15 protein-coding genes and 1 pseudogene are annotated in these 24,058 nt (G+C 65.2%); 5 read left to right on the top strand and 11 right to left on the bottom strand.

Going from position 1 to position 24,058, the window contains the following annotated elements; translation table 11 throughout:
• Window positions 1-4: 4 nt before the first annotated feature.
• A complete protein-coding gene (locus XCSCFBP4642_RS0110345) occupies window positions 5-253 on the bottom strand; it encodes an AbrB/MazE/SpoVT family DNA-binding domain-containing protein (protein ID WP_003486316.1) in 249 nt (82 codons plus the stop codon).
• A 147-nt stretch (window positions 254-400) separates the two neighbouring features.
• On the opposite strand from XCSCFBP4642_RS0110345, the gene acnA reads away from it, so the two are divergent.
• Complete coding sequence (gene acnA, locus XCSCFBP4642_RS0110340) at window positions 401-3,169, top strand: aconitate hydratase AcnA (RefSeq protein ID WP_029219721.1); 2,769 nt, start codon at window positions 401-403, stop codon at window positions 3,167-3,169.
• A gap of 269 nt (window positions 3,170-3,438) precedes the next feature.
• Here the strand turns inward: acnA and XCSCFBP4642_RS0110335 are convergent, their stop codons facing one another.
• A complete protein-coding gene (locus XCSCFBP4642_RS0110335; protein ID WP_029219720.1) occupies window positions 3,439-3,885 on the bottom strand; it encodes a hypothetical protein in 447 nt (148 codons plus the stop codon).
• A gap of 97 nt (window positions 3,886-3,982) precedes the next feature.
• On the opposite strand from XCSCFBP4642_RS0110335, the gene rpfB reads away from it, so the two are divergent.
• Both rpfB and XCSCFBP4642_RS0110325 read left to right on the top strand, forming a co-directional pair.
• Complete coding sequence (gene rpfB / locus XCSCFBP4642_RS0110330) at window positions 3,983-5,665, top strand: fatty acyl-CoA ligase RpfB (RefSeq protein WP_029219719.1); 1,683 nt, start codon at window positions 3,983-3,985, stop codon at window positions 5,663-5,665.
• Window positions 5,666-6,139: 474 nt separating this feature from the next.
• The gene (locus tag XCSCFBP4642_RS0110325; RefSeq protein WP_024937710.1) at window positions 6,140-7,009 is read left to right on the top strand and encodes a crotonase/enoyl-CoA hydratase family protein; all 870 of its coding nucleotides are present in this window, start codon (window positions 6,140-6,142) and stop codon (window positions 7,007-7,009) included.
• 53 nt (window positions 7,010-7,062) lie between these two features.
• Here XCSCFBP4642_RS0110325 and XCSCFBP4642_RS0110320 read toward each other — a convergent pair whose 3' ends face one another.
• The 5 genes from XCSCFBP4642_RS0110320 to XCSCFBP4642_RS0110300 all read right to left on the bottom strand — a co-directional run bounded on the left by XCSCFBP4642_RS0110320 (window position 7,063) and on the right by XCSCFBP4642_RS0110300 (window position 14,488).
• Window positions 7,063-9,210, bottom strand: a complete 2,148-nt coding sequence (locus XCSCFBP4642_RS0110320) for an ATP-binding protein (protein WP_228325668.1) — start codon at window positions 9,208-9,210, stop codon at window positions 7,063-7,065.
• 37 nt (window positions 9,211-9,247) lie between these two features.
• Window positions 9,248-10,384 (bottom strand): cyclic di-GMP phosphodiesterase response regulator RpfG, encoded by a 1,137-nt coding sequence (gene rpfG / locus XCSCFBP4642_RS0110315; RefSeq protein WP_029219717.1) that lies wholly within the window; start codon window positions 10,382-10,384, stop codon window positions 9,248-9,250.
• Between the two features lie 140 nt (window positions 10,385-10,524).
• The gene (lysS, locus tag XCSCFBP4642_RS0110310) at window positions 10,525-12,042 is read right to left on the bottom strand and encodes a lysine--tRNA ligase (protein ID WP_029219716.1); all 1,518 of its coding nucleotides are present in this window, start codon (window positions 12,040-12,042) and stop codon (window positions 10,525-10,527) included.
• A gap of 206 nt (window positions 12,043-12,248) precedes the next feature.
• Window positions 12,249-13,374 (bottom strand): peptide chain release factor 2 gene (prfB, locus tag XCSCFBP4642_RS0110305; RefSeq protein ID WP_152527248.1). Its coding sequence is split into 2 segments (ribosomal slippage): window positions 12,249-13,298 and window positions 13,300-13,374, totalling 1,125 coding nucleotides; the frame shifts between segments, so codons are not numbered across the junction.
• A gap of 166 nt (window positions 13,375-13,540) precedes the next feature.
• Window positions 13,541-14,488 carry a LytTR family DNA-binding domain-containing protein gene (locus tag XCSCFBP4642_RS0110300; RefSeq protein ID WP_029219714.1) on the bottom strand — a complete coding sequence of 316 codons (948 nt, stop codon included), beginning with the start codon at window positions 14,486-14,488 and terminating at the stop codon, window positions 13,541-13,543.
• Window positions 14,489-14,647: 159 nt separating this feature from the next.
• On the opposite strand from XCSCFBP4642_RS0110300, the pseudogene XCSCFBP4642_RS24555 reads away from it, so the two are divergent.
• Together XCSCFBP4642_RS24555 and XCSCFBP4642_RS0110290 are read left to right on the top strand one after the other, a co-directional pair.
• A pseudogene (locus XCSCFBP4642_RS24555) lies at window positions 14,648-15,859 on the top strand (acyltransferase family protein).
• A 273-nt stretch (window positions 15,860-16,132) separates the two neighbouring features.
• Window positions 16,133-17,170: a DUF1176 domain-containing protein gene (locus tag XCSCFBP4642_RS0110290; protein WP_029219713.1), complete on the top strand. Its 1,038-nt coding sequence runs from the start codon at window positions 16,133-16,135 to the stop codon at window positions 17,168-17,170.
• A gap of 352 nt (window positions 17,171-17,522) precedes the next feature.
• On the opposite strand, the gene recJ is transcribed toward XCSCFBP4642_RS0110290, so the two are convergent.
• Genes recJ through carB form a run of 4 tightly spaced genes read right to left on the bottom strand, consistent with a single transcriptional unit; the run spans window position 17,523 to window position 23,914 of the window.
• Entirely contained in the window at window positions 17,523-19,262 is a 1,740-nt protein-coding gene (recJ, locus tag XCSCFBP4642_RS0110285) for a single-stranded-DNA-specific exonuclease RecJ (protein WP_029219712.1), read from the bottom strand.
• Entirely contained in the window at window positions 19,259-20,179 is a 921-nt protein-coding gene (locus tag XCSCFBP4642_RS0110280) for a phosphoglycerate mutase (RefSeq protein WP_029219711.1), read from the bottom strand. The genes recJ and XCSCFBP4642_RS0110280 overlap by 4 nt, the downstream gene beginning before the upstream one ends.
• Window positions 20,180-20,198: 19 nt before the next feature.
• On the bottom strand, window positions 20,199-20,663 hold the full coding sequence (greA, locus tag XCSCFBP4642_RS0110275; protein ID WP_029219710.1) for a transcription elongation factor GreA: 465 nt from the start codon (window positions 20,661-20,663) through the stop codon (window positions 20,199-20,201).
• Between the two features lie 8 nt (window positions 20,664-20,671).
• Complete coding sequence (gene carB, locus XCSCFBP4642_RS0110270; RefSeq protein WP_029219709.1) at window positions 20,672-23,914, bottom strand: carbamoyl-phosphate synthase large subunit; 3,243 nt, start codon at window positions 23,912-23,914, stop codon at window positions 20,672-20,674.
• Between the last annotated feature and the right edge of the window lie 144 nt (window positions 23,915-24,058).

Genomic DNA, 24,058 nt, shown 5'->3' with positions numbered 1-24,058 from the left:
GCAATCATGGGTCGAACGGATCCCCGGGCGCGCGGCCGCGGATGACGCGCATGGCGGCGTCGGTGCTGGTCAGGCCATCGACCAGCTTGAATTTGCCGCGCACCTTGCGCAGCGCCTCGCTGACATCTTTCCGCAAGATGATGCGCCCACCATCGAGTTCGATCTTGAGCGTGGTGCCCTTGGTCAGACCCAGGGCATCGCGCACGGCCTTGGGCAGGGTGATCTGTCCGCGTTCGGCAACGGTGGCTTCCATGAGCATGCTCCAGAAAGTATGCGCGCATGATACGTACTTCGACCGTCGTACTCAAGCCGGCAGATCGAGACAGACACACCGTGCGTACACACTGAATCGCTCAGAATGAAGGCCTACCTAAAGCCTTCGACGCCATAGGAGTGATGCATGAGCGATTCCTTTTCCACCCGCACCTCGTTTGAGGTCCACGGCAAGCGCTACGACTATTACAGCCTGCCCAAACTGGGCGAGCGCTTCGATATTGGCCACCTGCCCTACTCGATGAAGATCCTGCTGGAGAACCTGCTCCGGCACGAGGACGGCGGTGTCACCGTCGGCAAGGACCATATCGAAGCGGTCGCCAAGTGGGACCCCAAGGCCGAGCCCGATATCGAAATCGCCTTCATGCCCGCCCGCGTGGTGCTGCAGGACTTCACCGGCGTGCCATGCGTGGTCGACCTGGCCGCGATGCGCGATGCGGTGGTCAAGCTCGGCGGCAACGCCGACCAAATCAACCCGCAGATCCCCTCCGAGCTGGTCATCGACCACTCGGTGCAGGTGGACGTATTCGGCTCGGCCGATGCGCTTGACCTCAACGGCAAGATCGAATTCCAGCGCAACCAGGAACGCTACGGCTTCCTGCGCTGGGGCCAGAAGGCGTTCGAAAACTTCAAGGTGGTGCCGCCCAACACCGGCATCGTCCACCAGGTGAATCTGGAGAATCTGGCGCGCGTGGTGATGAGCGCGGACAAGGACGGAACACAGATCGCCTACCCGGACACCGTATTCGGCACCGACAGCCATACCACCATGATCAACGGCATCGGCGTGCTGGGCTGGGGCGTGGGCGGGATCGAGGCCGAGGCCGCGATGCTGGGGCAGCCCTCGTCCATGCTGATTCCGCAGGTGGTCGGCTTCAAGCTCAGCGGCAAGCTGCCCGAAGGCGCCACCGCCACCGATCTGGTGCTGACCGTGACCCAGATGCTGCGCAAGGCCGGCGTGGTGGGCAAGTTCGTCGAGTTCTTCGGCGAAGGCCTGCAGCACCTGCCGCTGGCCGACCGCGCCACCATCGGTAACATGGCACCGGAATACGGCGCCACCTGCGGCATCTTCCCGGTGGACGAAGAATCGCTGACCTACCTGCGCCTGTCCGGCCGCAGCGAGGAGCAGATTGCATTGGTGGAAGCCTATGCCAAGGCGCAGGGGCTATGGCACGACGCCAACACGCCGCCGGCGCGGTACAGCGCGACGCTGGAACTGGACATGGGTGAGGTCAAGCCCTCGCTGGCCGGCCCCAAGCGTCCGCAGGACCGCGTGCTGCTGGCAGACATGCAGCGCAACTATCGCGAAAGCCTCAAGCCGTTTGCCGAGGTGCGCAGCAAGAAGCTGACCGATCTGAAGCAGGAAGACCGGCTGAAGAACGAAGGCGGCGGCGGCACGGCCGTAGGCGCCAAGGCCGCACACGCCGAGCATGCCTCCGACAGTGGCGCCGGCTGGCAGCTGCGCGATGGTTCCGTGGTCATTGCCGCCATTACTTCGTGCACCAACACCTCCAATCCGGCGGTGATGCTCGGCGCCGGCCTGCTTGCACGTAACGCCTCGGCCAAGGGGCTGAAGGCGCAGCCGTGGGTGAAGACCTCACTTGGACCGGGCTCGCGCGTGGTTACCGACTATCTCGAAAAGGCCGGCGTGCTTACCGACCTGGAAAAACTCGGGTTCTATGTGGTCGGCTACGGTTGCACCACCTGCATTGGCAATTCCGGCCCGCTGCCGGAAGACGTGTCCGCCGCCATCGCCAAGGACGATCTGGTGGTGACCTCGGTGTTGTCGGGCAACCGCAACTTCGAAGGCCGCGTGCACCCCGAAGTCAAAATGAATTACCTGGCCTCACCGCCGCTGGTCGTGGCGTATGCCATCGCCGGCACCACCGACATCGACCTGACCACCGAGCCGCTGGGCACCAGCAGCGATGGCCAGCCGGTGCATCTGCGCGACATCTGGCCGAGCAACAAGGAAATCGGCGATACCATCGCCGCCACCGTCGGCCCGGAGATGTTCAAGCAGAACTACGCCGACGTGTTCAAGGGCGATACGCGCTGGAACACGATTGCCTCGCCGGATGGCGCGCTGTACGAGTGGGACGCGGCCTCGACCTACATCAAGAACCCGCCCTACTTCGACGGCATGACCATGCAGGTGGGCAACGTGGACGATGTGCATGGGGCGCGCATCATGGGCCTGTTCGGTGACTCGATTACCACCGACCACATCTCCCCGGCCGGCAACATCAAGAAGGACTCGCCAGCAGGCCGTTTCCTGCAGGAACGCGGCGTGCAGCCGGCCGACTTCAACAGCTACGGCAGCCGTCGCGGCAACGACGACGTGATGGTACGCGGCACCTTCGCCAACATCCGCATCAAGAACCTGATGTTCGGCGGCGAAGAAGGCGGCAACACGCTGTATTACGGAAAGGACGGCGCGGCGCCGGAAAAACTGGCGATCTACGATGCGGCAGTGAAGTACAAGGCCGACGGCGTGCCGCTGGTGGTGCTGGCCGGCAAGGAATATGGCACCGGCTCCTCGCGCGACTGGGCCGCCAAGGGCACCAACCTGCTCGGGGTCAAGGCGGTGATCGCCGAAAGCTTCGAGCGTATCCACCGCTCCAACCTGGTCGGCATGGGCGTGCTGCCGCTGCAGTTTCTGGAGAACGAGAACGCGCAGACGCTGGGCCTGGATGGTTCGGAAGTGCTGGACATCACCGGCCTGCAGGACGGCGCCAGCCGCCGCGCCACCGTGGATGCCAGAAAGTCCGACGGCAGCGTCAAGCAGTTCCAGGTCAAGGTGCTGCTGCTGACGCCAAAGGAAGTGGAGTACTTCAAGCACGGTGGTCTGTTGCAGTACGTGCTGCGTCAACTGGCCGCACGCAAGGCTGCCTGACCGCGCCAGCGGGGTTGGCTGCCGACATTCCCGCCAGCTGGCGGGAATGCCGTGTCCAGGGCCGGCGACGCCGGCACGTCGCCCTACCCAGCAGGCGGGACCCTTCGCAGCATGGAGACGCCAGCGCCGTCCTGGGCACGGCACCGCTGCTCGCCACGCCGGTACGGGCAGAGAACTCGGCCGCGCAGCCGAAAGCAGCCTTTTCTCTCAGACAGTCGCAAGGCACACCCGGTGTGGCGTCGCAAGCGTCCCGCTCGACCCGCGTTGGCTCACTGCCCTACCGGCGTCCACTGCGCGTGGTACAGCTGCCAATCGCCATCCTGCAGCCGCCATGCGGTGACCAGTTGGTAGGTCTGCGCCTGCTCCGGCAGCCAGCGCCCGTCGCCGCCGGTGGCCAGCGCGGTGAACCTGGCCGTGGCCGTCGCGCCGCGCAGCTGCACCTCCATCGGCCCCAGGGTGACCCCGAGCCTGCGATTGCCCAATAGCTGCAGCTGCAGCAAACGGCGCAGGCCGTTGGCGTCCAGGCCTTGTTCGCCCACGAAATCGGCAGCCACCGGTTGCATCGCCGCGCCCACATCGCGCGCCTCGATCGCCTCCTGCATCTGCGCGACCGTCTGCCGCAGGCGCTGCTCGGGCGCAGGGCGTCCGCAGGCGACGAGCAGCGCCATCAACAGCCATGCGAATCCCCGCCACTGCCAACGAATATTGCCTTGCATCACGCTTCGCCTTTTCCATTCATGACGGTATGCTGCCAGCTGTTGTAGCGCCGTGGAACACACTGCGGCGCGTCGAGAACACCCTGGAGGGGGGCAGATGAATCAGGCACGTCCTTGGTTGCAAAGTTATCCGGCCGGCGTAGCTGCCGAGATCGATCTGGAGCAGTTCCGCACCGTGGCCGAGGTATTCGCCACCTCCGTCGCGCGCTTTGCCGATCGTCCTGCATATCACAGCTTCGGCAAGACCATCACCTATCGGCAAGCCGACCAACTGGTCGAACAATTCGCCGCCTACCTGCTGGGCGAGCTGCGATTGAAGAAGGGCGACCGCGTTGCGCTGATGATGCCCAACTGCCTGCAGTATCCGATCGCCACCTTCGGCGTGCTGCGTGCCGGGCTGGCGGTGGTCAACGTCAACCCGCTGTACACCCCGCGCGAACTGAAACACCAATTGATCGATTCCGGCGCCAGCGTGCTGGTGGTCATCGATAACTTCGGCACCACCGTGCAGCAGGTCATCGCCGATACGCCGGTCAAGCAGGTGATCACCACCGGCCTGGGCGACATGCTCGGTTTCCCCAAGGGAACGCTGATCAACTTCGTGGTCAAGTACATCAAGAAGTTGGTGCCCGACTATCGCATCAGCGGCGCGATCCGCTTCGGCGAGGCGTTGGCGCTGGGAAGCAAGCACACGCTGCCCACGGTACAGGTGGAATCCGACGACATCGCCTTCCTGCAATACACCGGCGGCACCACCGGCGTGGCCAAGGGCGCGATGCTGACCCACCGCAACCTGGTCGCCAACATGCAGCAGGCGCACCAATGGCTGGCCGGCACCGGCGAGCTGGAAGAAGGCAAGGAGGTGGTGATCACGGCGCTGCCGCTATACCACATCTTCGCATTGACGGCCAACGGTCTGGTCTTCATGAAGATCGGCGGCTGCAATCATCTGATCAGCAATCCGCGCGACATGCCCGGCTTCATCAAGGAACTGAAGAAGACACGCTTCACCGCGTTCACCGGCGTCAATACGCTGTTCAACGGCCTGCTCAACGCGCCCGGCTTCGACCAGATCGACTTCTCCTCGCTCAAGATGACCCTGGGCGGCGGCATGGCCGTGCAGCGTTCGGTGGCCGAGCGCTGGAAGAAGGTCACCGGGCGCACCCTGGTCGAAGCCTACGGCCTGACCGAAACCTCGCCGGCCGCCTGCATCAACCCGATGGACCTGAAGGACTACAACGGCTCGATCGGCCTGCCGATTCCCTCCACCGATGCCTGCATCAAGGACGACGCCGGCGCCGTCCTGCCGATCGGCGAGATCGGCGAGTTGTGCATCAAGGGCCCGCAGGTGATGAAGGGCTACTGGAAGAAGGCCGACGAGACCGCCAAGGTGATGGATGCCGAAGGCTGGCTGCACACCGGCGACATCGCACGCATGGACGAACAGGGCTTCGTCTACATCGTCGACCGCAAGAAGGACATGATCCTGGTGTCCGGCTTCAACGTGTATCCGAACGAGATCGAGGACGTGATTGCCGAGATGCCCGGCGTGCTGGAAGTGGCCGCCGTCGGTGTACCGGACGAGAAGTCCGGCGAGATCGTCAAAGCCGTCATCGTGAAGAAGGACCCTGCCCTGACCGCCGACGCCGTCAAGGCGCACTGCCGCGCCAACCTGACCGGCTACAAGCAGCCGCGAGTGATCGAATTCCGCAAGGAACTGCCGAAAACCAACGTCGGCAAGATCCTGCGCCGCGAATTGCGGGATACGCCCAAGGGCTAATCCACCTACGCCAGCGCAGATCGACAGCCACCCGGCTGTCATCCGATGCCCGTACTGCCGCCAGGCTTGCGGGCGTTTGTTTTTGCACGCTTCGGACGGAACGTTCGTTTCGGACGGCCAGCGTGCGACGACGCGCGCGCCGGAATAAGGGCCGATTTGCACTTGGTTATCTGCGCCGTTCCGATGCATGGAAATACCATGCGTTTTTAAAGCTCATGACAGTCCCCCAGGGAGTACTTCGGTGGAACCGGAACGCAGAATCACGGAACACATAATTTCAAGAATGTGCAATTCACAATAAACTACTTTTGCTTGCGGAAATTCACTGAAAGATTCAGGTCATAGGGCTCACCGGATAGAAAGGAAGGCCTCTGCGTTCATGGAGATAGTGCCGGTGTAGCATCGATTCGGAGTGGATCGCGCGCGCCCGCCGGCGTTCACTCTCCCACTGCGGGCTTTTCCAGGATCACGCCCATGAACACGATTGAAAAGATTTCCCTCGGTCGTCCCCACTCCACCATTCGGGTCGATTCTTCGGCTGCTGACGGCACCCACTGGTTGTTCATGCATGCCGATGCGCCTTTTGGCATACGTCCCTGCTGCAGTCCTGAGTTACTGGAAGACATCTGGGATGTCATGGGCTCCATCACCCGCGCCCCGCATGAGCGACGCAGCGGGGAACTGCGCCATTTCGTACTCGCCTCCGACGCGGACGCCTTCAATCTCGGTGGCGATCTGGACCTGTTCGCACGCTTGATCCGCGAACAGAATCGCGAGCAACTCATGCGGTATGCGATTCGCTGCGTGGAAGGCGTCCATCACCTGCATACCGGCTTCGGTGGGGACGTGCGCAGCATTGCGCTGCTGCAGGGCGATGCATTGGGAGGCGGGCTGGAGATGGCCCTGGCCTGCCATACCATCGTGGCCGAGGAAGGCATCGGCATGGGACTGCCCGAGGTCCTGTTCGGCCTGTTTCCGGGCATGGGCGCGTATTCCTTCCTGTGCCGCCGCGTTTCGCCCCATCTGGCGGAAAAAATCATTCTCGATGGACGCATTTACAGCAGCGAAGAAATGCATGCGATGGGGATCGTGGACGTACTCGTACCGAAGGGCCAAGGCGTGGTTGCCACAGAAACGCTGATTCGCCAGCAAAAGCGCATCTCCCACTCCTATCTGGCGATGAACGCCGCACGCAACCTCGCGCAGGCGGTGCCTTACGAGGAATTGCTGCGCATCACCGAAGTCTGGGTAGACACGGCCCTGGCACTCAGTGAGAAATCACTGCGCACGATGGACCGTTTGGTCAAAGCACAGAACCGCCGCGCAGGCGCGGGTGTCGCCTGATTTTGGTGGATCCAATACTGGGGAATCAGGCCCGGCCTATTGCCGGGCTTCGCTTACCCACGGTCGCCATTCCCGCTGACGCCTCCGTCGGACTTATTTTGAGCACGCTGGGCGAGCGCCTCGCGCCCAAGCTTCAAACCATTCTTCAGCTGCTCCAGTCTTTGACTCCATTCTGCTCGCAGCTGCGCTTCCGGCAGGCGCATTAACTCACCACCCTGTTCGGCCAACATCACCAGCCCGAGATTGCTGGAAACACCTTTGACCGCGTGAGCATGCTCGCGTAGACGTGCCCAGTCTCCGTCCGCCGCCGCCTTACCGAGCTGGACAACACATGCTGCAGCATCGCTGAGACATTGTTGAATGAACTCGCGTTCGAACTCATTTCCCATCCCCAGTTCCGCCAGCTCGTCGAGCACGGCAGGATCGAGGACTGCGCCGCTTGGCGCCGCGCTACGGGTACCAATGCTCAGATCGGTCTGACGCAGCTTCTGGTTGACCGCGATTTCGGCCAGCGTATCCAGCAACTTGATCGCCGCCACCGGCTTGGCCAGGAATGCATAGGCGCCCGCTTGTTCGCAGCTGCGAATCGACTCGGGGGTGACATCAGCGCTCAATACCACGATCGGGGTTCCCGGCTTACCACCGGCCTGCATGACCCTCAGCTGCTTCAGCATGTCCAGACCGCTGACACCAGGCATATGCAGGTCGACGATGGCCGCGTCGTAGTCGGCTTCGGCCAACGCATCCAGGACGGCTTCGCCGCCATCAACACAGGTGACGCGATGCCCTGCTTTTTGCAGCAGCCGCTGCAGCACGAGGCGATTTGCCAGATGGTCGTCTGCCACCAGGATCTGCATGCTACGCACGCGGGCACGGTGACGTAGGAACGGATCGGCAAACGCAATCACGTTGCCCGGTATCGTGGTGGACTCCGTCTCATGCAGCACAGGCGGCGGAGTTGCTGCAGGCTTGGCGGTCGCCAGGCCGAACGGCAGTTCAAACCAGAACAAGCTGCCGCCTTCGGGATTTTCCTCAAACCCGATCGCGCCACCCATCGACTGCACCAGCCCCCTGGCGATCGTCGTTCCGAGGCCGCTGCCTTCGAAGCGGCGCGCCAGTCCGGTGTCCGCCTGTTCGAACGCCTCGAACAAACGCGGACGCATATCGACCGGCACACCGATCCCGGTATCGAGCACTTCAAAACGGAGCAGCACACCAGCGCGGCCACTGGCCTCGGTGGCCGCCACCTTCAACTGGACACTGCCGTGGTCGGTGAACTTGACCGCATTGCCGACCAGATTGAGTAGGATCTGCTGCAGATGTCCCGCATCCCCGTGCACACGGGGAGGGACATCTGCGGCGATAGTTGCCTGATAACGCAAGCCCTTGGCCTTGGCCTGCGGCTCCAGGATCAGACCGATTGCCTGCAAGGTGTCATGCACAGCAAAGTCGGACGCATTGATGCAGAGCTTGCCAGCTTCGATGGCCGAGATGTCCAGCACCTCCTCCACCAGCGCCAGCAGACTGCGTGTGGAGGCTTGAATGGTTTTCAGGCATTCGCGCTGCTCATCGTCCAGCTGCGTCGTTGCCAATACCTCGGTCATGCCGGACAGACCGTTCAACGGTGTCCGAAACTCGTGACTCATGTTGGCCAGAAAGCGGCTCTTGGCCTCGCTGGCGCGGCGCGCCTCGGCGGTTGCACGGGTCAACTGCCGCAGCAGACTGGAGAAATACAGCGGAACGGCGGCCAGACCAACCGCAAGCCCGACCCCAAGGCGCTGGTTGCGTTGCCAGTATTCGGTCATCGACAGCGTCGTGGAAAAGCTCACCACCGCCATTGCCACCGCAAGATACAGATAGCGGTTGCCGTAGCGCAGGCCGTTACCGACGGTGACCCACATCACCACGACATAGACCCAGGCCAGCGGCTCGCCCATCTGGATCATGCCGGCCGCCATCAACCCGTAATCGGCCAGCATGCCCAGGATGCGACGCGCATCCGAGCGGTCGGGTCGCCACAGCAGCCATCCAAACAACGCCAGGCCAAGCCCGAGACCTGTCAGCACGATCACCAAGACACCGGTGTGCTGGTGCAGCGGCAAACTATGCCGGACACTCGGCACGAGGACATACGACAGGATCAGGCTGATCAGAACGATGCGGACGATCGCCTGGCCATGTTCGCTGTCAGGTCGATTCATCAACCGCTGCCGGATCCTTCCGAACGGATTCATAGCCTTACACCCCGGGTCGTGCCGATGCGGTCGAGAATTCGCCGCAGATCTGGTCCAGCTGCGCGCGGCCGCGCAGCAGCGCATCCACACAGCGTGGGTCGAACAGGCGACCGCGTTGTGCGTAGAGATAAGCCAGCGCGGCGTCCATGGTCCAGGCCTCCTTGTACGGGCGCGGCGACAACAGTGCGTCGAAGACGTCGGCCACCGCCACGATGCGCGCTTCCAGCGGAATCGCCTCGCCCACCAGTCCATCCGGATAGCCGGTGCCGTCGTAGCGCTCGTGGTGACGCAGCGCGATCAGGGCGCCGACCTGGATGAAGCGGTTCTGGCTGCCGCTGAGCAGCTCGTAGCCGATCCGCGGATGCCGCTTCATGATGCTCATCTCGTCGTCGGTGAGCTTGCCCGGCTTGAGCAGCACCGCATCGGGAATGGCGATCTTGCCCATGTCGTGCAGCGGTGCGGCCATCTCGATGATGCGCACTTCTTCTTCCGACAAGCCGAGCTGCTCGGCGATCAGGCCGGCCACGTGCGACATGCGCTCCAGGAAGGCGCTGGTGCCCGAGTCGCGGTACTCGATGGCGCGCGCCAGCCGTGACAGCGTCTCGCGTTCGCGCTCCTCGACCTCGTTCATGCTGGCCAGCAGACGCTGCTCCAGCGACAGTGCGCGTTGCTTGACGCTTTCGCTCTGCTGACGAAGCTGCAGCAAATTGGCGCAGCGCGCACGCAGTTCGCGCGGGCGGATCGGCTTGACCAGGAAATCGATCACGCCCGCTTCCAGCGCCGCCTGGCGGATCGGCTCGTCGCCGACGATGGTGATCAGGATGATCGGAATATCGCGATGGCTGGGCAGCCGGCGCAGACGCCGGGCGAACTCCAGCCCATCCATGCCGGGCATGCGGTAGTCGAGCAGCAACAGATCCACCCGTCCGGCCTCGCACCACGCCAGCGCGTCGAGCGGGTCACCGAAATCGTAGACTTTCAACTCCGGTGCGATGTCTTCGATGACGTGGCGCAGCATCGTCCGCGCAGACATCTGGTCATCGACAATGACGATGTTCAATCCCAGATCCGCCTTTTCCGACCAGCTTCCCGATGGATCCGCCGACGATACGCCGGCAAGATTACCCAAAACATCCTGCATAGCCGTTGCTCCTCTATCCCGAGAACGGAAAAGCGATGACGCCAGCCGCTGTGCCGACTCCCCCGACGATACGCCATTCGGGGCTCCGCTCTAGCATATGCAGTATCTGTGCCGTCGGCACGCCGACGGCACAAAAAAGATCAGGCTTCCGGACGCATATACGGGAACAGCAGCACATCGCGGATCGAGGTGCTGCCGGTCAACAGCATCACCAGGCGGTCGATGCCGATGCCCAGGCCGCCGGTCGGCGCCATGCCGTACTCCAACGCACGGATGTAATCGGCGTCGTAATGCATGGCTTCGTCGTCGCCACCGTCCTTGGCCTGCACCTGCGCCTGGAAGCGCGCGGCCTGGTCTTCGGGGTCGTTGAGCTCGGAGAAGCCGTTGGCCAGCTCCTTGCCGTTGATGAACAGTTCGAAGCGATCGGTATAGCCAGGCTCGGTATCGCTGGAACGCGCCAGCGGCGACACCTCGACCGGATGGTCGGTGATGAAGGTCGGTTGCACCAGCGTGGGCTCGACGGTGGCTTCGAAGATTTCCAGCAGCAGCTTGCCCCAGCCGTAGGACGGCTTGACCCGGATCTTGAGCCGCTCGCAATGACGCAGCAGCGCCTCGGGATCGGTGCAGTCGGCCACGCTGATCTCAGGGTTGTGGTGACGAACGGCCTCATCCATGCGCCAGCGCCGGAAAGCCGGCGCCAGATCGATGGCGGCGCCGTCCCAGCTCACCTGCGTAGTGCCCAGCACCGACTGGGCGGTGTCGCGGATCACCTGCTCGGTCAGGTCCATGATCTCGTTGTACGTGGCGTAGGCCTCGTAGAGCTCGAGCATGGTGAACTCGGGGTTGTGCCGGGTCGACACGCCTTCGTTGCGGAAGTTGCGGTTGATCTCGTAGACCCGTTCCAGCCCACCGACCACCAGCCGCTTGAGATACAGCTCCGGGGCCACGCGCAGGTACAGGTCCAGATCCAGCGCATTGTGGTGGGTGGTGAACGGCTTGGCGGTGGCGCCGCCGGGGATGTAATGCATCATCGGCGTTTCCACTTCCAGGAAGCGGCGCGTATCCAGCCAGGCGCGGATCGCGCGGATGATCCTGGAGCGCTTGATGAAGACCTCGCGCGCCTCCGGGGTGACGATCAGATCGACGTAGCGCTGGCGATAGCGCTGCTCCACGTCCGACAGGCCGTGCCACTTGTCCGGCAACGGACGCAGCGACTTGGTCAGCAGGCGCAACGCACTGGCCTTGACCGACAGCTCGCCGGTCTTGGTGCGGGTCAGCCCGCCCTCCACCGCCACGATGTCGCCGACATCCCAGCCCTTGAACGCAGCATAGGCATCGCCCAGCACATTGCCCTGCAGGAACAGCTGCACGCGCCCGGACTCGTCCTGGATCTGCGCAAAGCTGGCCTTGCCCATCACCCGCTTGGCCATCAGCCGGCCGGCCATGCGCACCTGGCGCCCACCGGCTTCCAGCGCGTCGGCAGTCCAGGTCTGGGCATCGGCGAATTCGGCCTGCAGGTCGCCGGCGAAGTGCTCGCGCACGAAGTCGTTCGGATACGCGATGCCCTGGCCGCGCAAGGCGCCCAGTTTCGCGCGGCGCTCGGCGATGAGGCTGTTCTCGTCGGCGGGGATCTGCGGCGCGGGGGTCTGCTCGGTCATGGCGGGAATCGGTCTGCAATAGGTCGGGCGGTGCCCGGTGGGAAGTGAACAACCGGCAGCGCCGGCACTCTCTTTTACGTCGGCGGTGTGACGAACGCACGCTGTGCCCGGATCGCCCGGGGCTGCGTGCATTGCCGCCGCTGCGATACAGGCACCGCAGCGGTGCGCCAGGATGCCGTCTCAGCGACGGCCGCCTGGCGCGGCGGTCAGGCGTCCAGGCGTTTGGAGCCTGCCGCCAGGCCGGCCTTCAGGCTGGCCTCGACGAAGTCGTCCAGGTCGCCGTCGAGCACTTTCTGGGTGTCGCTGCGCTCGATGCCGGTGCGCAGATCCTTGATGCGGCTCTGGTCGAGCACGTAGTTGCGGATCTGGCTGCCCCAGCCGATGTCGGACTTGGTCGCTTCCAGCGCGTCGCGTTCGACATTGCGCTTCTGCACTTCCAGCTCGTACAACTTGGCGGCCAGCATCTTCATCGCGTTGTCGCGGTTCTGGTGCTGGCTGCGGCCGGTCTGGCAGGCCACCACCGTGTTGGTCGGGATGTGCGTGATGCGCACCGCCGATTCGGTCTTGTTGACGTGCTGACCACCGGCGCCGGAGGAGCGATACACGTCGGTGCGCAGGTCCGCCGGGTTGATGTCGATCTCGATGTTGTCGTCCACTTCCGGCGACACGAATACCGAGGTGAAGCTGGTATGCCGGCGGTTGTCCGAGTCGAACGGCGACTTGCGCACCAGCCGGTGCACGCCGATCTCGGTCTTCAACCAGCCATAGGCGTACTCGCCCTCGATGCGCACCGTGGCCGACTTGATGCCCGCGACTTCGCCGCCGGAGACTTCCATCAGCTCGGTTTTCCACCCACGCGACTCGGCCCAGCGCAGGTACATGCGCAACAGGATTTCGGCCCAGTCCTGCGCCTCGGTACCACCGGCGCCGGCCTGGATGTCGACGAACGCATTGGCGCCGTCCATCTGCCCGGAGAACATGCGCTGGAATTCCAGCTTTTCTACGTGCGCCTGGTACTTGTCCAGATCGGCGATCACCGCCACTGCGGTGTCTTCGTCCTGCTCGCTGTCGGCCAGCTCCAGCAGATCGCCGGCATCGGCCAGGCCGGCCAGCACATCGGCGATGCCGATGACGGTTTTCTCGAGCATGGACCGTTCACGCCCCAGGGCCTGGGCACGCTCGGCGTCGTTCCACACGTCCGGGCTCTCGAGCTCCCGGCTGACTTCCTCTAGACGCTCTTTCTTGGCGTCGTAGTCAAAGATACCCCCTGAGCGAGAGCACGCGATCGTTGAGATCGGTGATGCGCTGGCGGATCGGATTGGTTTCGATCATGACGGATTTCCGGCAAACAAGCTGGCTAGTTTAGCAAGCGGGCCGCATGCGCGGAACGCAGCAGTGGCCGGCACGCGCGCCGTGGCCCGGCACCATCCCATTGGCCAAGCAGCGACATCCACCCCTCATCCAGCGCGCAACACCGCGCCACTCGCGGGCGCCTGCTTCAGACCGTCACCGGGTCCGGCCTGGGCGTGCCGGCCACCTGCCCGGCACGCGCCCGCAGGCCGGCCAGATGGCTGCGACTGCAGGGCAGCACCGTGGCGTCGCGCAGGTGCACGCGCGCGTCGCCGGAATCGACCAGTTCGATCGCCTGCACCTGGCCCAGATTGACCAGATAGCTGCGGTGGATCCGTACGAAGACAGCCGCATCCAGCCTGGCCTCGATCGCCGCCATGGTGCTGCGCAGGGGATAGTCGTGACCGCGGACGCGTAGGTTGACGTAGTTGCCGGAGGCCTGGATCCATTCGATGTCGGCGGTGGCCACCAGAAAATCGCGGCCGAGCTTGCGCACCAGAAAGCGTTCCGGGCGATCCAGCGGCTCCACGGGCGGCCCCTCGTCCGGCGCAGCGAGCAGATGCGCCTCGCCCTGACGCCGCCGCGCATACCAGCCCAGCGCGTGCTGCACCGCCACCAGTAGCGCAAAGGTGCGCAGGTCCTTGGATAGCTCGTACACCCACTGCAGCCAGCCGCCAAAATCGTAGTGCGCGCCGGCCAGTGCGTAGACCAGCTTGCGCACCAGCACCATGGCGGCGACGTGCGCCAGCCACCACCCCAGGGCCGCGGCCAGGTACAGCGGCACACGTCGCGGCCAGGCATCGGCATGCAGCGGCCAGCGTGCGCACAGCCACAACACGCCTGGCAGCAGCAACAGCGCGGCGGTGGCGCTGCTCAGCTCCCAGCTCAGCAACTGCCACAGCACGACCGGCTGGCCGTCGCGGCGCGCGGCAAGCCAGGCGGTCCAGACGTTGCCCAGCGCACTCAGGTAGAACACCAGCGACCAGATCACGACGGCCCAGCGCATAGCGGCACGTCCGGCCCCGTCCCGGGCGATTGGCGGGCGCGACCCGGTCGATTCCATTGCACACGTCCGCAGTTGGCAGGTGCCGATCATAGAGGCCCGCGCAGCAAGGCGAAACCGCCACCCCAGCCGTCCCCATTCGTCCCTGGGTGGGCGCGACTGGTCACTGCGAGCGGTGGTTTCCACCCCTGGCCCCATCTGCGGCAAGGGCTGGCGGGCAGGATGCGTCCACTCCTCCAGCAACCGCCGACCATGACCGAGCGCCGCCACGATATCGATGCCCTGCGCGTCTTCGCCTTTGCTCTGCTGATCCTCTATCACGTGGGCATGGCCTACGTGGCCGGCTGGGAGTTCCATTTAAAGAGTGCCTACACCACCGACTGGCTGCAGCCGCCGATGATCGCGCTCAACCGCTGGCGGATGCCGCTGCTGTTCATGATCTCCGGCATCGCGATCGGCCTGGCGCGTGCCGAGCGTGCGCCCTGGCAGTTCGCCTGGCGGCGCTGCGGGCGCTTGCTGCCGCCCCTGGTGTTCGGCATGTTCGTGGTGGTGTCGGTGCAGGCCTACTGCCAGGGCGTGAGCAACGGCAAGGTGGTCGCCGGCTTTGGCAGCTTCCTGCTGCGCTACTGGCAGGTACAGCCGTGGCCGGCCGGCAGCTTCGATGGCTAGGAACAGGGCATCACCTGGAACCACCTGTGGTACCTGGCCTATCTGCTGCCGTATACCCTGGTGTTGATGGCGATGATTGCACTGCGCCGCGCCCTGCCGGTCGCCCTGCCGCAGCTGCGCGCCTCCATGGCGACCCCTGCCCTGCTGCTGGTGCCGATCGGGTGGGAAGCCTTCTGTGTGCTGTGGGTGTTGCCACGTCATCCACCGAGCCATGCCCTGGTCGGCGACTGGTTCGTGCATGCCGAATCGTTCCCGCTGTTCGTGCTTGGGTATGCGCTGGCCCACGCCACCCGGTTCTGGACGTGGGTGGTGCAGTTGCGCTGGCCGACACTGCTTGCCGCGCTGCTGGCGATCGCCACCGAGCTGAGCATTCGTCACCTGGGCCGTACCCTCGATACGGCCCAGCTCGGTGCGATGCTGGCCAGCGTGCGCTGGGATGTGATCGAACGGCTGGCGCGCGCAGCCTATACCTGGCTGGCCTTGCTGGCGCTGCTGGGGTGGGCACGGCATCGTCTGAACCGCCCGTTCGCCTGGCTGCCGTATTGCACCCAGGCGGTGTTCCCCTGGTACATCCTGCACCAGAGCCTGATCATTCTGGCGCTGTACTGGCTGGCACCGCTGCAGTTGGGCCCCTGGCTGGAGCCGGCGCTGGTGTTGCTTGCCACCGTGGCAGGTTGCCTGCTGTTGCACGAAACCCTGATCCGCCGCGTGCGCTGGTTGCGGCCGTTGTTCGGCATGCCGATGCGCGCGCCCCAGGCCCGCACGCGCCAGACCACACCAGCGATGACGTTGTAATGGCGCGCGGTACTGTCCTGCGTCGTCGTGCAAACGCGTTGGCATGCGCGACACCGCATACAGCGGCCATCAGGCGCGGTGGAGCACTTATCGACGAACATGCGCATGCGTGGTGCACCATGAATCGAGTGCCACCACCGCCCGCATCCAGTGCTGCTGGAAGCGACGTGCTCCCACACGATGAATGGTGTTCGCCGTCCGTCGCCGGCCTGGCTGGACGCATTGCAGATGGCGTCGCAAGATGCCAGCCCGACCTGCAATGAAGGAACCACGATGCGTCCCGCCCTGCTCGCTGCGGCATTGCTGCTCAGCCCCGTGATCGCCCAGGCCGCACCGGCCACCGGCGTCGACTTCACCCACGACGACTGGACCATCGCCTGCGACAACACCCGCACCTGCCGCGCGGCCGGCTATCAGCCGGACGAAGGCGAGCACCTGCCTGTATCGGTGTTGCTGACCCGCAAGGCCGGTGCCGGTGAGGCGGTTACCGCGGAGCTGATGCTGGGGCAGTACGACAAGGTCAAGCTGCCGGCGTCGCTCAGCCTGCAGATCGATCAGCGCAACCTGGGCAAGCTGGCGCTGGACGGCAACAGCGGCACCGCGTCGCTGGGCAGCGCCCAGGTCGCCGCACTGCTGGCGGCGCTGCCACGCAGCAGCACGATCGTCGCACTCGGCAACGATGGCCGCCGCTGGCAGCTGTCCGACAAGGGCGCGTCGGCCGTGCTGTTGAAGATGGATGAGTTCCAGGGTCGGCTCGGCACGCGCGGCGCGCTGGTGCGCAAGGGCGACCGCGACGAATCCGCCGTGCTGCCGCCATTGCCGATACCGCAGGTCCGCGAAGCCAGGCTTGTCGCAGCGCAGCCAGGCGATGCGCGCCTGGGCACGTTGCCGGCGCTGTATCAGGCGCTGCGTGCCACGCTTCCCGCCGACGAGCGGTGCAAGGGACTCGACACCAGCGTAGCCTCCGAACCGCTGACCATCACCCGCCTGAGCAGCGACAAGCTGCTGGTCTCCACCGACTGCTGGGCGGGGGCCTACAACGCTGGCAGCGGGTTCTGGGTGGTCAATGCCCGCGCACCGTTCGTCCCGACTCTGGTCACCCTGCAGGCCAGCGACCTGGATGGCTCCACCATCGTGGCCTCGCACAAGGGGCGCGGCCTGGGCGATTGCTACCGCCAGGCCGCGTGGACCTGGGATGGCCGACGTTTCGTACAGACCTCCGACTCCACTTCCGGCCTGTGCCGGTTGGTCGCCGCTGGCGGCGCGTGGGAGCTGCCGACCCTGGTCACCGAGGTCAAGCAGTCGCCTTGATTGAAGCAAACACAGCGCATGCCTGCGCTGTCTTGCGCGAGGACCAATGGCGCTGGTGGGTGCGCGTGGCGGCATGAATGCCGCCACCAAGCCCCCAGGGATGGGTTCATGGCGTGCTCCTCGAGCGGTGAGGGCGTCGCACCCTCGGGCTTTTCGCAGTTGCTGCAGGGACCTTGCCCGCCCACCATCGCGGGACACGCTGCAAGTACGTCCTTGTAAGCTCCGTGGCGGCATCCATGCCGCCAAGGGTCCCGCGACGGTGGGCGGGTAAGGACCAGGCGAGATGGTCGGTTTGTCAGGGCAGGCGATACTGATTGCGGTGCCTGGATGACGACGCGCGCAAGCTCTCAGATCAACCCATGCCTATCGCCGGCTCGCAATGCTCGACGATCAACTGCACTGCCGTGCCGCCGCGATAGTCATCACTGACCAGCCGATAGGCCAGCCGCACCATGCGCGCCGGCTCGCTGCCGTGCCAGCCGTTGAAGTGGATGGCATTGAGCGGCTCGGCGCGGCCGGCGCAGCGCAGGGTCAGCTTGAGGTGGCGCTCCTTGAGCACGCGGTATTGCAGCACCTCGAACTGCCCATCGAACAGCGGCTCGGGAAAACCCTGCCCCCATGGGCCGGCCACGCGCAGCGCTTCGGCATGCACGTGGTCGAGTTCGTGCGCGGCCAGTTCGCCATCGCTATGCAGTTCGGCATGCAGCAGCGAAGCATCCACCATCGTCTGTACCTGCGATCCAAACGCCTGCTCGAAGGTCGGCAACGCGTCACGATCAATGCTCAGCCCGGCCGCCATCGCATGGCCGCCGAACTTCTGGATGACGCCGGGATGCCGGGCATCCACCGCTGCCAGCACATCGCGAATATGCAGGCCCGGAATCGAGCGCGCCGAACCGCGCAACTGGCTGCTGCCCGGCTCGGCCGGGGCCAGCGCGATCACCGGGCGATGCAGGCGGTCCTTGAGTTTGGAGGCCACCAAGCCGATCACGCCCGGGTGCCAGTCCGGGTCGAACAGGCAGGCGGCGATCGGCAAGGCGCCGTCGGCATCCAGCACCACCTTCGCCACCGCCTGCTCGGCGTCGTCGGTCATCAGCTGCTGGACCGCACGGCGTTCGGCGTTGATCTCTTCAAGGGCGGCGGCGATCTCGCGTGCGCGGTTCCAGTCCTCGCAGAGCAACAATTCGATGCCCAGCGCCATGTCTTCGAGACGGCCGGCCGCATTCAGGCGTGGGCCGAGCGCGAACCCGATATCGCTGGCGCTCAACCGCGCCGCATCGCGGCCACTGGCGTCGATCAAGGCGCGCAGGCCGATGCAGCCGCGCCCCTCGCGCAGGCGCCGCAGGCCGGCCGACACCAGCGCACGGTTGTTGGTGTCCAGCGGCACCAGATCGGCCACCGTGCCCACCGCCACCAGATCCAGCAGCGTCGACAGGTCCGGTTCGGTGCGGTCGGCGAACGCGCCCCGCGCGCGCAGCACGCCACGCAAGGCCAGCAGCACGTAGAAGATCACGCCCACCCCGGCCAGGCATTTGCTCGGGAAATCGTCAACGGCCAGGTTCGGGTCCACGATCGCATCGGCCGGCGGCAGCACCTCGCCCGGCAGGTGATGGTCGGTGACCAACACCGTCCAGCCGCGCGCCTTGGCCGCAGCCACGCCGGCATGGCAGGCGATGCCGTGATCGACGGTGACCAATACATCCGGCTGCAACACGGCCAGCTCGTCCACCAACGCCGGCGACAGGCCATAGCCATGCACCATGCGATTGGGCACGGCGTGATGCACATCCAGCGCGCCAAGCATGCGCAGGCCACGCACACCCACGGCGCAGGCGGTAGCGCCATCGCAATCGAAATCGCCCACCACCAGGATGCGACCTTGCTGCGCGATCGCATCGGCCAGCAGGCTCGCAGCCACGGTGCTGTTGTGCAGCCGCTCCGGCGACAACAGCTGCCCCAGCCGCGGCTGCGCGCCTTGCGCGTCGGTCACCCCACGCGCAGCGTAGAGGCGGCGCAGCAGCGGCAACATGGCATCGGGCCAGCTTCCGACCTGGCCTGCCGGGCGCCGGACAATCCGTGGACTGCCCGTCATTGCGCCAGCTGCAACCGCGGCGACCGCCAGAACCGCCAGCGTTGCGTGCGTGCCAGCGACAGCGTTTCGCCGTCCTGGAAATCCAGCACCAGCCGATCCAGCTCGCCGCGGGTCATCGCCGCCAGCAGCGGTGCCACTGCGTCGTCGCCGAATTGCTGCAACGAGCGCAGATGGCGCAGGTCCACCAGCGCATCCACGCGCTGCTCGCCCTGTGCATCGGCGCCCGCCGCCAGGGCCAGCGCACGCAGCAGCGATTCGCGGCTGCGCACCTGGCGGTGCGGCGATGTCACTGCCTGCGGCAACACGCCGCCGCCCCAGAACCACAGCGAGTTGATCGCCGGTTTGCCGCTGGCCACCCGCCCCTCATTCCAGGGATGTTGGTGCAGCATCACCTGCGCCTCGGTCAGCAGCGCGCGCCAGCGCCGGCCAAGATCGCCGGCCGGCAAATGGTCGAACAAGTCGTCGCCGATCGCCACATCCGGCGGCACGAACTCGGGCAGCTTGGCATCGGGCGAGAGCCGCAGATACCAGCGCGACGGCGTGGGGGCATCGAGCAGGAATCCGGCGTCGCCGAACATCGGCTTGAGGATCGGCAGCAGCATCGCCAGGTCTTCGGCGGTGGCGCCGAGCGCCTCGCCATAGCCCATCAGCCGCGCGCCCTGCATGTCCGGCACCACGTAGGCCGGGTCGGCGCGCACCCAGGTGGCGCCGGCGGCATCGCCGGTATCCAGCTGCCGCGTCAACGCGGCCACCGGCCAGTGCGACGGGGTCAGGGTGAAGTGGCGCTGCAGCTGCGCCACCTCGCCCGCCTCGCCGGTGTGCTGGTCGGCGCGCGCCAGCGCACGCGTCACCACCGCATTGTCCAGGGTCCCGGGCAGGCGGCGTTTTTCCGGCAGCAGCAGCGTTGCGGTGGTCATCGCTCAGGCGTGCCTGCGATCAATCCAGATACGCGACGCTGACCACTTCGTATTCGCGCTGGCCAGCCGGCGCGTCGATGGTCACTGCATCGCCTTCCAGCTTGCCGATCAACGCGCGTGCCAGCGGCGAGGAAATCGCGATCAGGCCCATCTTGATGTCGGCTTCCAGGTCGCCGACGATCTGGTAGCGCTTTTCCTCGTCGGTCTCGACGTCTGCCAGCGTTACCGTGGCACCGAACACGATCTTGCTGCCGGCGCCCAGCTTGGTGATGTCGATGATCTCGGCATGCGAGAGCTCGCCTTCCAGCTGCTTGATACGGCCTTCGATGAAGCTCTGCTGCTCGCGCGCGGCGTGATACTCGGCGTTTTCCTTCAGATCGCCGTGTGCGCGCGCCTCGGCGATCGCGGCGATCACCGCCGGACGCTTGACCGATTTCAGTTGATCCAGTTCCTCGCGCAAGCGCTGCGCGCCCTTGGATGTCATGGGTGCTCTCATGCTTGAAGCTCCTTGTGCAGTTCCTGCAGCGACCACACAGGGCCGGTGCCGCGGAATTCCAGCGAATGCACCAGCGCCTTGGCGCCGGCGACAGTGGTCGAATAGGTCACGCGGTGCTGCAGCGCTTCGCGGCGGATCGAGAACGAGTCGGAGATGGCGGCGCGGCCTTCGGTGGTGTTGACGATATAGACGATCTCGCCGTTCTTGATCGAATCGACGATGTGCGGGCGGCCTTCGGCCACCTTGTTGACGATCTCGCAGCTCAGGCCATTCTGCTGCAACCAGGCACCGGTGCCGTGCGTGGCCACCAGGGTGAAGCCGCGCTCCACCAGCGCCTGCGCCACCGGCAACACGCGCTGCTTGTCCGGGTCGCGCACCGACACGAACGCCTTGCCCACCGGCGGCGCCTTGATGCCGCCGGCTTCCTGCGCACGCGCGAACGCCGCGCTGAAGCTGCGGCCCACGCCCATCACCTCGCCGGTGGAGCGCATTTCCGGCCCGAGGATCGGGTCCACGCCCTGGAACTTGGCAAACGGGAAGATCGCCTCCTTCACCGAGTAGTAGTCCGGCACGATTTCCTTGGTGGCGCCCTGCGCGGCCAGCGTCTTGCCGGCCATGCAGCGGGCAGCGATCTTGGCCAGCGGCAGGCCGATCGCCTTGGACACGAACGGCACGGTGCGCGAGGCACGTGGGTTCACTTCCAGCAGATACACGATGTCGTCGCCGGCCTCGTTGACCTGCACTGCGAACTGGGTGTTCATCAGGCCGACCACGTTCAAGCCTTCGGCCAGCATCACCACCTGGCGGCGCAGCTCGGCCTGGGTCTCGGGCGACAGCGAATACGGCGGCAGCGAGCACGACGAATCGCCCGAATGCACGCCGGCCTCTTCGATATGTTCCATCACCCCGCCGATCAGCACATTGCCGTCCTTGTCGGCAATGATGTCCACGTCCACTTCCACCGCGTTGTCCAGGAAGCGGTCCAGCAGCACCGGCGAGTCGTTGGAGACCTTCACCGCATCGCGCACGTAGCGCGCCAGATCCGATTCGCCGTAGACGATTTCCATCGCGCGGCCGCCGAGCACGTAGCTCGGGCGCACCACCAGCGGGTAGCCGATCTCGCGCGCCAGCACCAGGGCTTCTTCCGGGTTGCGCGCAATGCGGTTCGGCGGCTGCTTCAGGCCCAACTTGTCGACCAGCTGCTGGAAACGCTCGCGGTCTTCGGCCAGATCGATCGAGTCCGGGCTGGTGCCGATCACCGGCACGCCGTTGGCTTCCAGCGCACGCGCCAGCTTCAGCGGGGTCTGGCCGCCGTACTGCACGATCACGCCCTTGGGCTGTTCCAGCTCGACGATTTCCAGCACGTCTTCCAGCGTCAGCGGCTCGAAGTACAGACGGTCGGAGGTGTCGTAATCGGTGGACACGGTCTCCGGGTTGCAATTGACCATGATGGTCTCGTAGCCGTCATCGCGCAGCGCCAGCGCCGCATGCACGCAGCAATAATCGAACTCGATGCCCTGCCCGATGCGGTTCGGGCCACCGCCCAGGATCATGATCTTGTCGCGGCTGGTGGGCAGCGCTTCGCATTCGTCCTCGTAGGTCGAATACAGGTAGGCGGTGCTGGTGGCAAACTCGGCCGCGCACGAGTCCACGCGCTTGTACACCGGGCGCACCTTCAGCGCACGGCGCAGCGTGCGCACCGATTCTTCGTTGCTGCCGATCAGCTGCGCCAGACGCGCATCGGAGAAACCGGCGCGCTTGAGCAGGCGCAGGCGCGGCGCATCCAGCGCGGCCATGCCGTCGTCGGCCAGCTGCTGCTCGTGGCTGATCAGTTCTTCGATCTGGTCCAGGAACCAGGGGTCGATGAACGACAGCGCATACACCTCGTCCACCGTCATGCCGGCGCGGAACGCATCGGCGACATAGAACAAACGCTCCGGGCCAGGTGCCTTGAGCTCACGCTTGAGCGCGGCGATATCGTCTTCGCTGCCCAGGTCCAGGCCGGTCGGGTCCAGGCCGATCTTGCCGGTTTCCAGCCCGCGCAGCGCTTTCTGCAGCGACTCCTGGAAGGTGCGGCCCATCGCCATCACCTCGCCCACCGACTTCATCTGGGTGGTCAGGCGCGCATCGGCCTGCGGAAATTTTTCGAACGCAAAGCGCGGAATCTTGGTGACCACATAATCGATCGACGGCTCGAACGACGCCGGGGTCAGGCCACCGGTGATCTCGTTGCGCAATTCGTCCAGCGTGTAGCCCACCGCCAGCTTGGCGGCGACCTTGGCGATCGGGAAACCGGTGGCCTTGGACGCCAGCGCCGACGAGCGCGACACGCGCGGGTTCATCTCGATCACCACCACGCGGCCGGTGGTCGGGCTGATGCCGAACTGCACATTCGAGCCACCGGTATCCACACCGATCTTGCGCAGCACTGCGATCGAGGCATCGCGCAGGCGCTGGTATTCCTTGTCGGTCAGCGTCTGCGCCGGCGCCACGGTGATCGAGTCGCCGGTATGCACGCCCATCGGGTCGAGATTTTCGATCGCGCACACGATGATGCAGTTGTCCGTGGTGTCGCGCACCACCTCCATCTCGAATTCCTTCCAGCCCAGCACCGATTCTTCCACCAGCACCTCGGTGGTCGGCGACAGTTCCAGGCCACGGCCGACGATCTCGATCAGCTCTTCGCGGTTGTAGGCGATGCCACCGCCGCTGCCGCCCAGGGTGAAGCTGGGGCGGATGATGGTCGGGTAGCCGACGCGGGTCTGGATATCCAGCGCTTCTTCCAGCGTGTGCGCCACTTCGGCCTTGGGGCATTCCAGGCCGATCTCGCCCATCGCCACGCGGAACAGCTCGCGGTCTTCGGCCATGCGGATGGCTTCGCGCTTGGCGCCGATCAGCTCGACGTTGTACTTCTCCAGCACGCCGTGGTCGGCCAGATCCAGCGCGCAGTTCAGCGCGGTCTGCCCGCCCATGGTCGGCAGCAGCGCGTCGGGCTTTTCCTTGGCGATGATCTTTTCGACCGTCTGCCAGTTGATCGGCTCGATGTACACGGCGTCGGCCATGTTCGGGTCGGTCATGATGGTGGCCGGGTTGCTGTTGACCAGCACCACGCGGTAGCCCTCGTCGCGCAGCGCCTTGCACGCCTGCGCGCCGGAGTAATCGAACTCGCAGGCCTGGCCGATGACGATCGGGCCGGCGCCGATGATGAGGATGGTTTTAAGGTCGGTGCGCTTTGGCATTGTCTTATTCAGGCCTTCATGAGTTCTTGAATCTTCGCGATATCCCCATCTTTACTTAGGATTTCGAGATCATTGATTTCTGCGCAGACGCAATGGAACACGTCGAACCTGCGCTTATCCAGCTTTACATTGGTCTGGCGAGCC

The sequence above is a fragment of the Xanthomonas cassavae CFBP 4642 genome (genome assembly GCF_000454545.1).
In the GTDB taxonomy this organism is placed as follows: domain Bacteria; phylum Pseudomonadota; class Gammaproteobacteria; order Xanthomonadales; family Xanthomonadaceae; genus Xanthomonas; species Xanthomonas cassavae.
The sequence above is the reverse complement of the archived record's forward strand: the minus strand, read 5'-3'. Positions and strand labels throughout refer to the sequence as shown.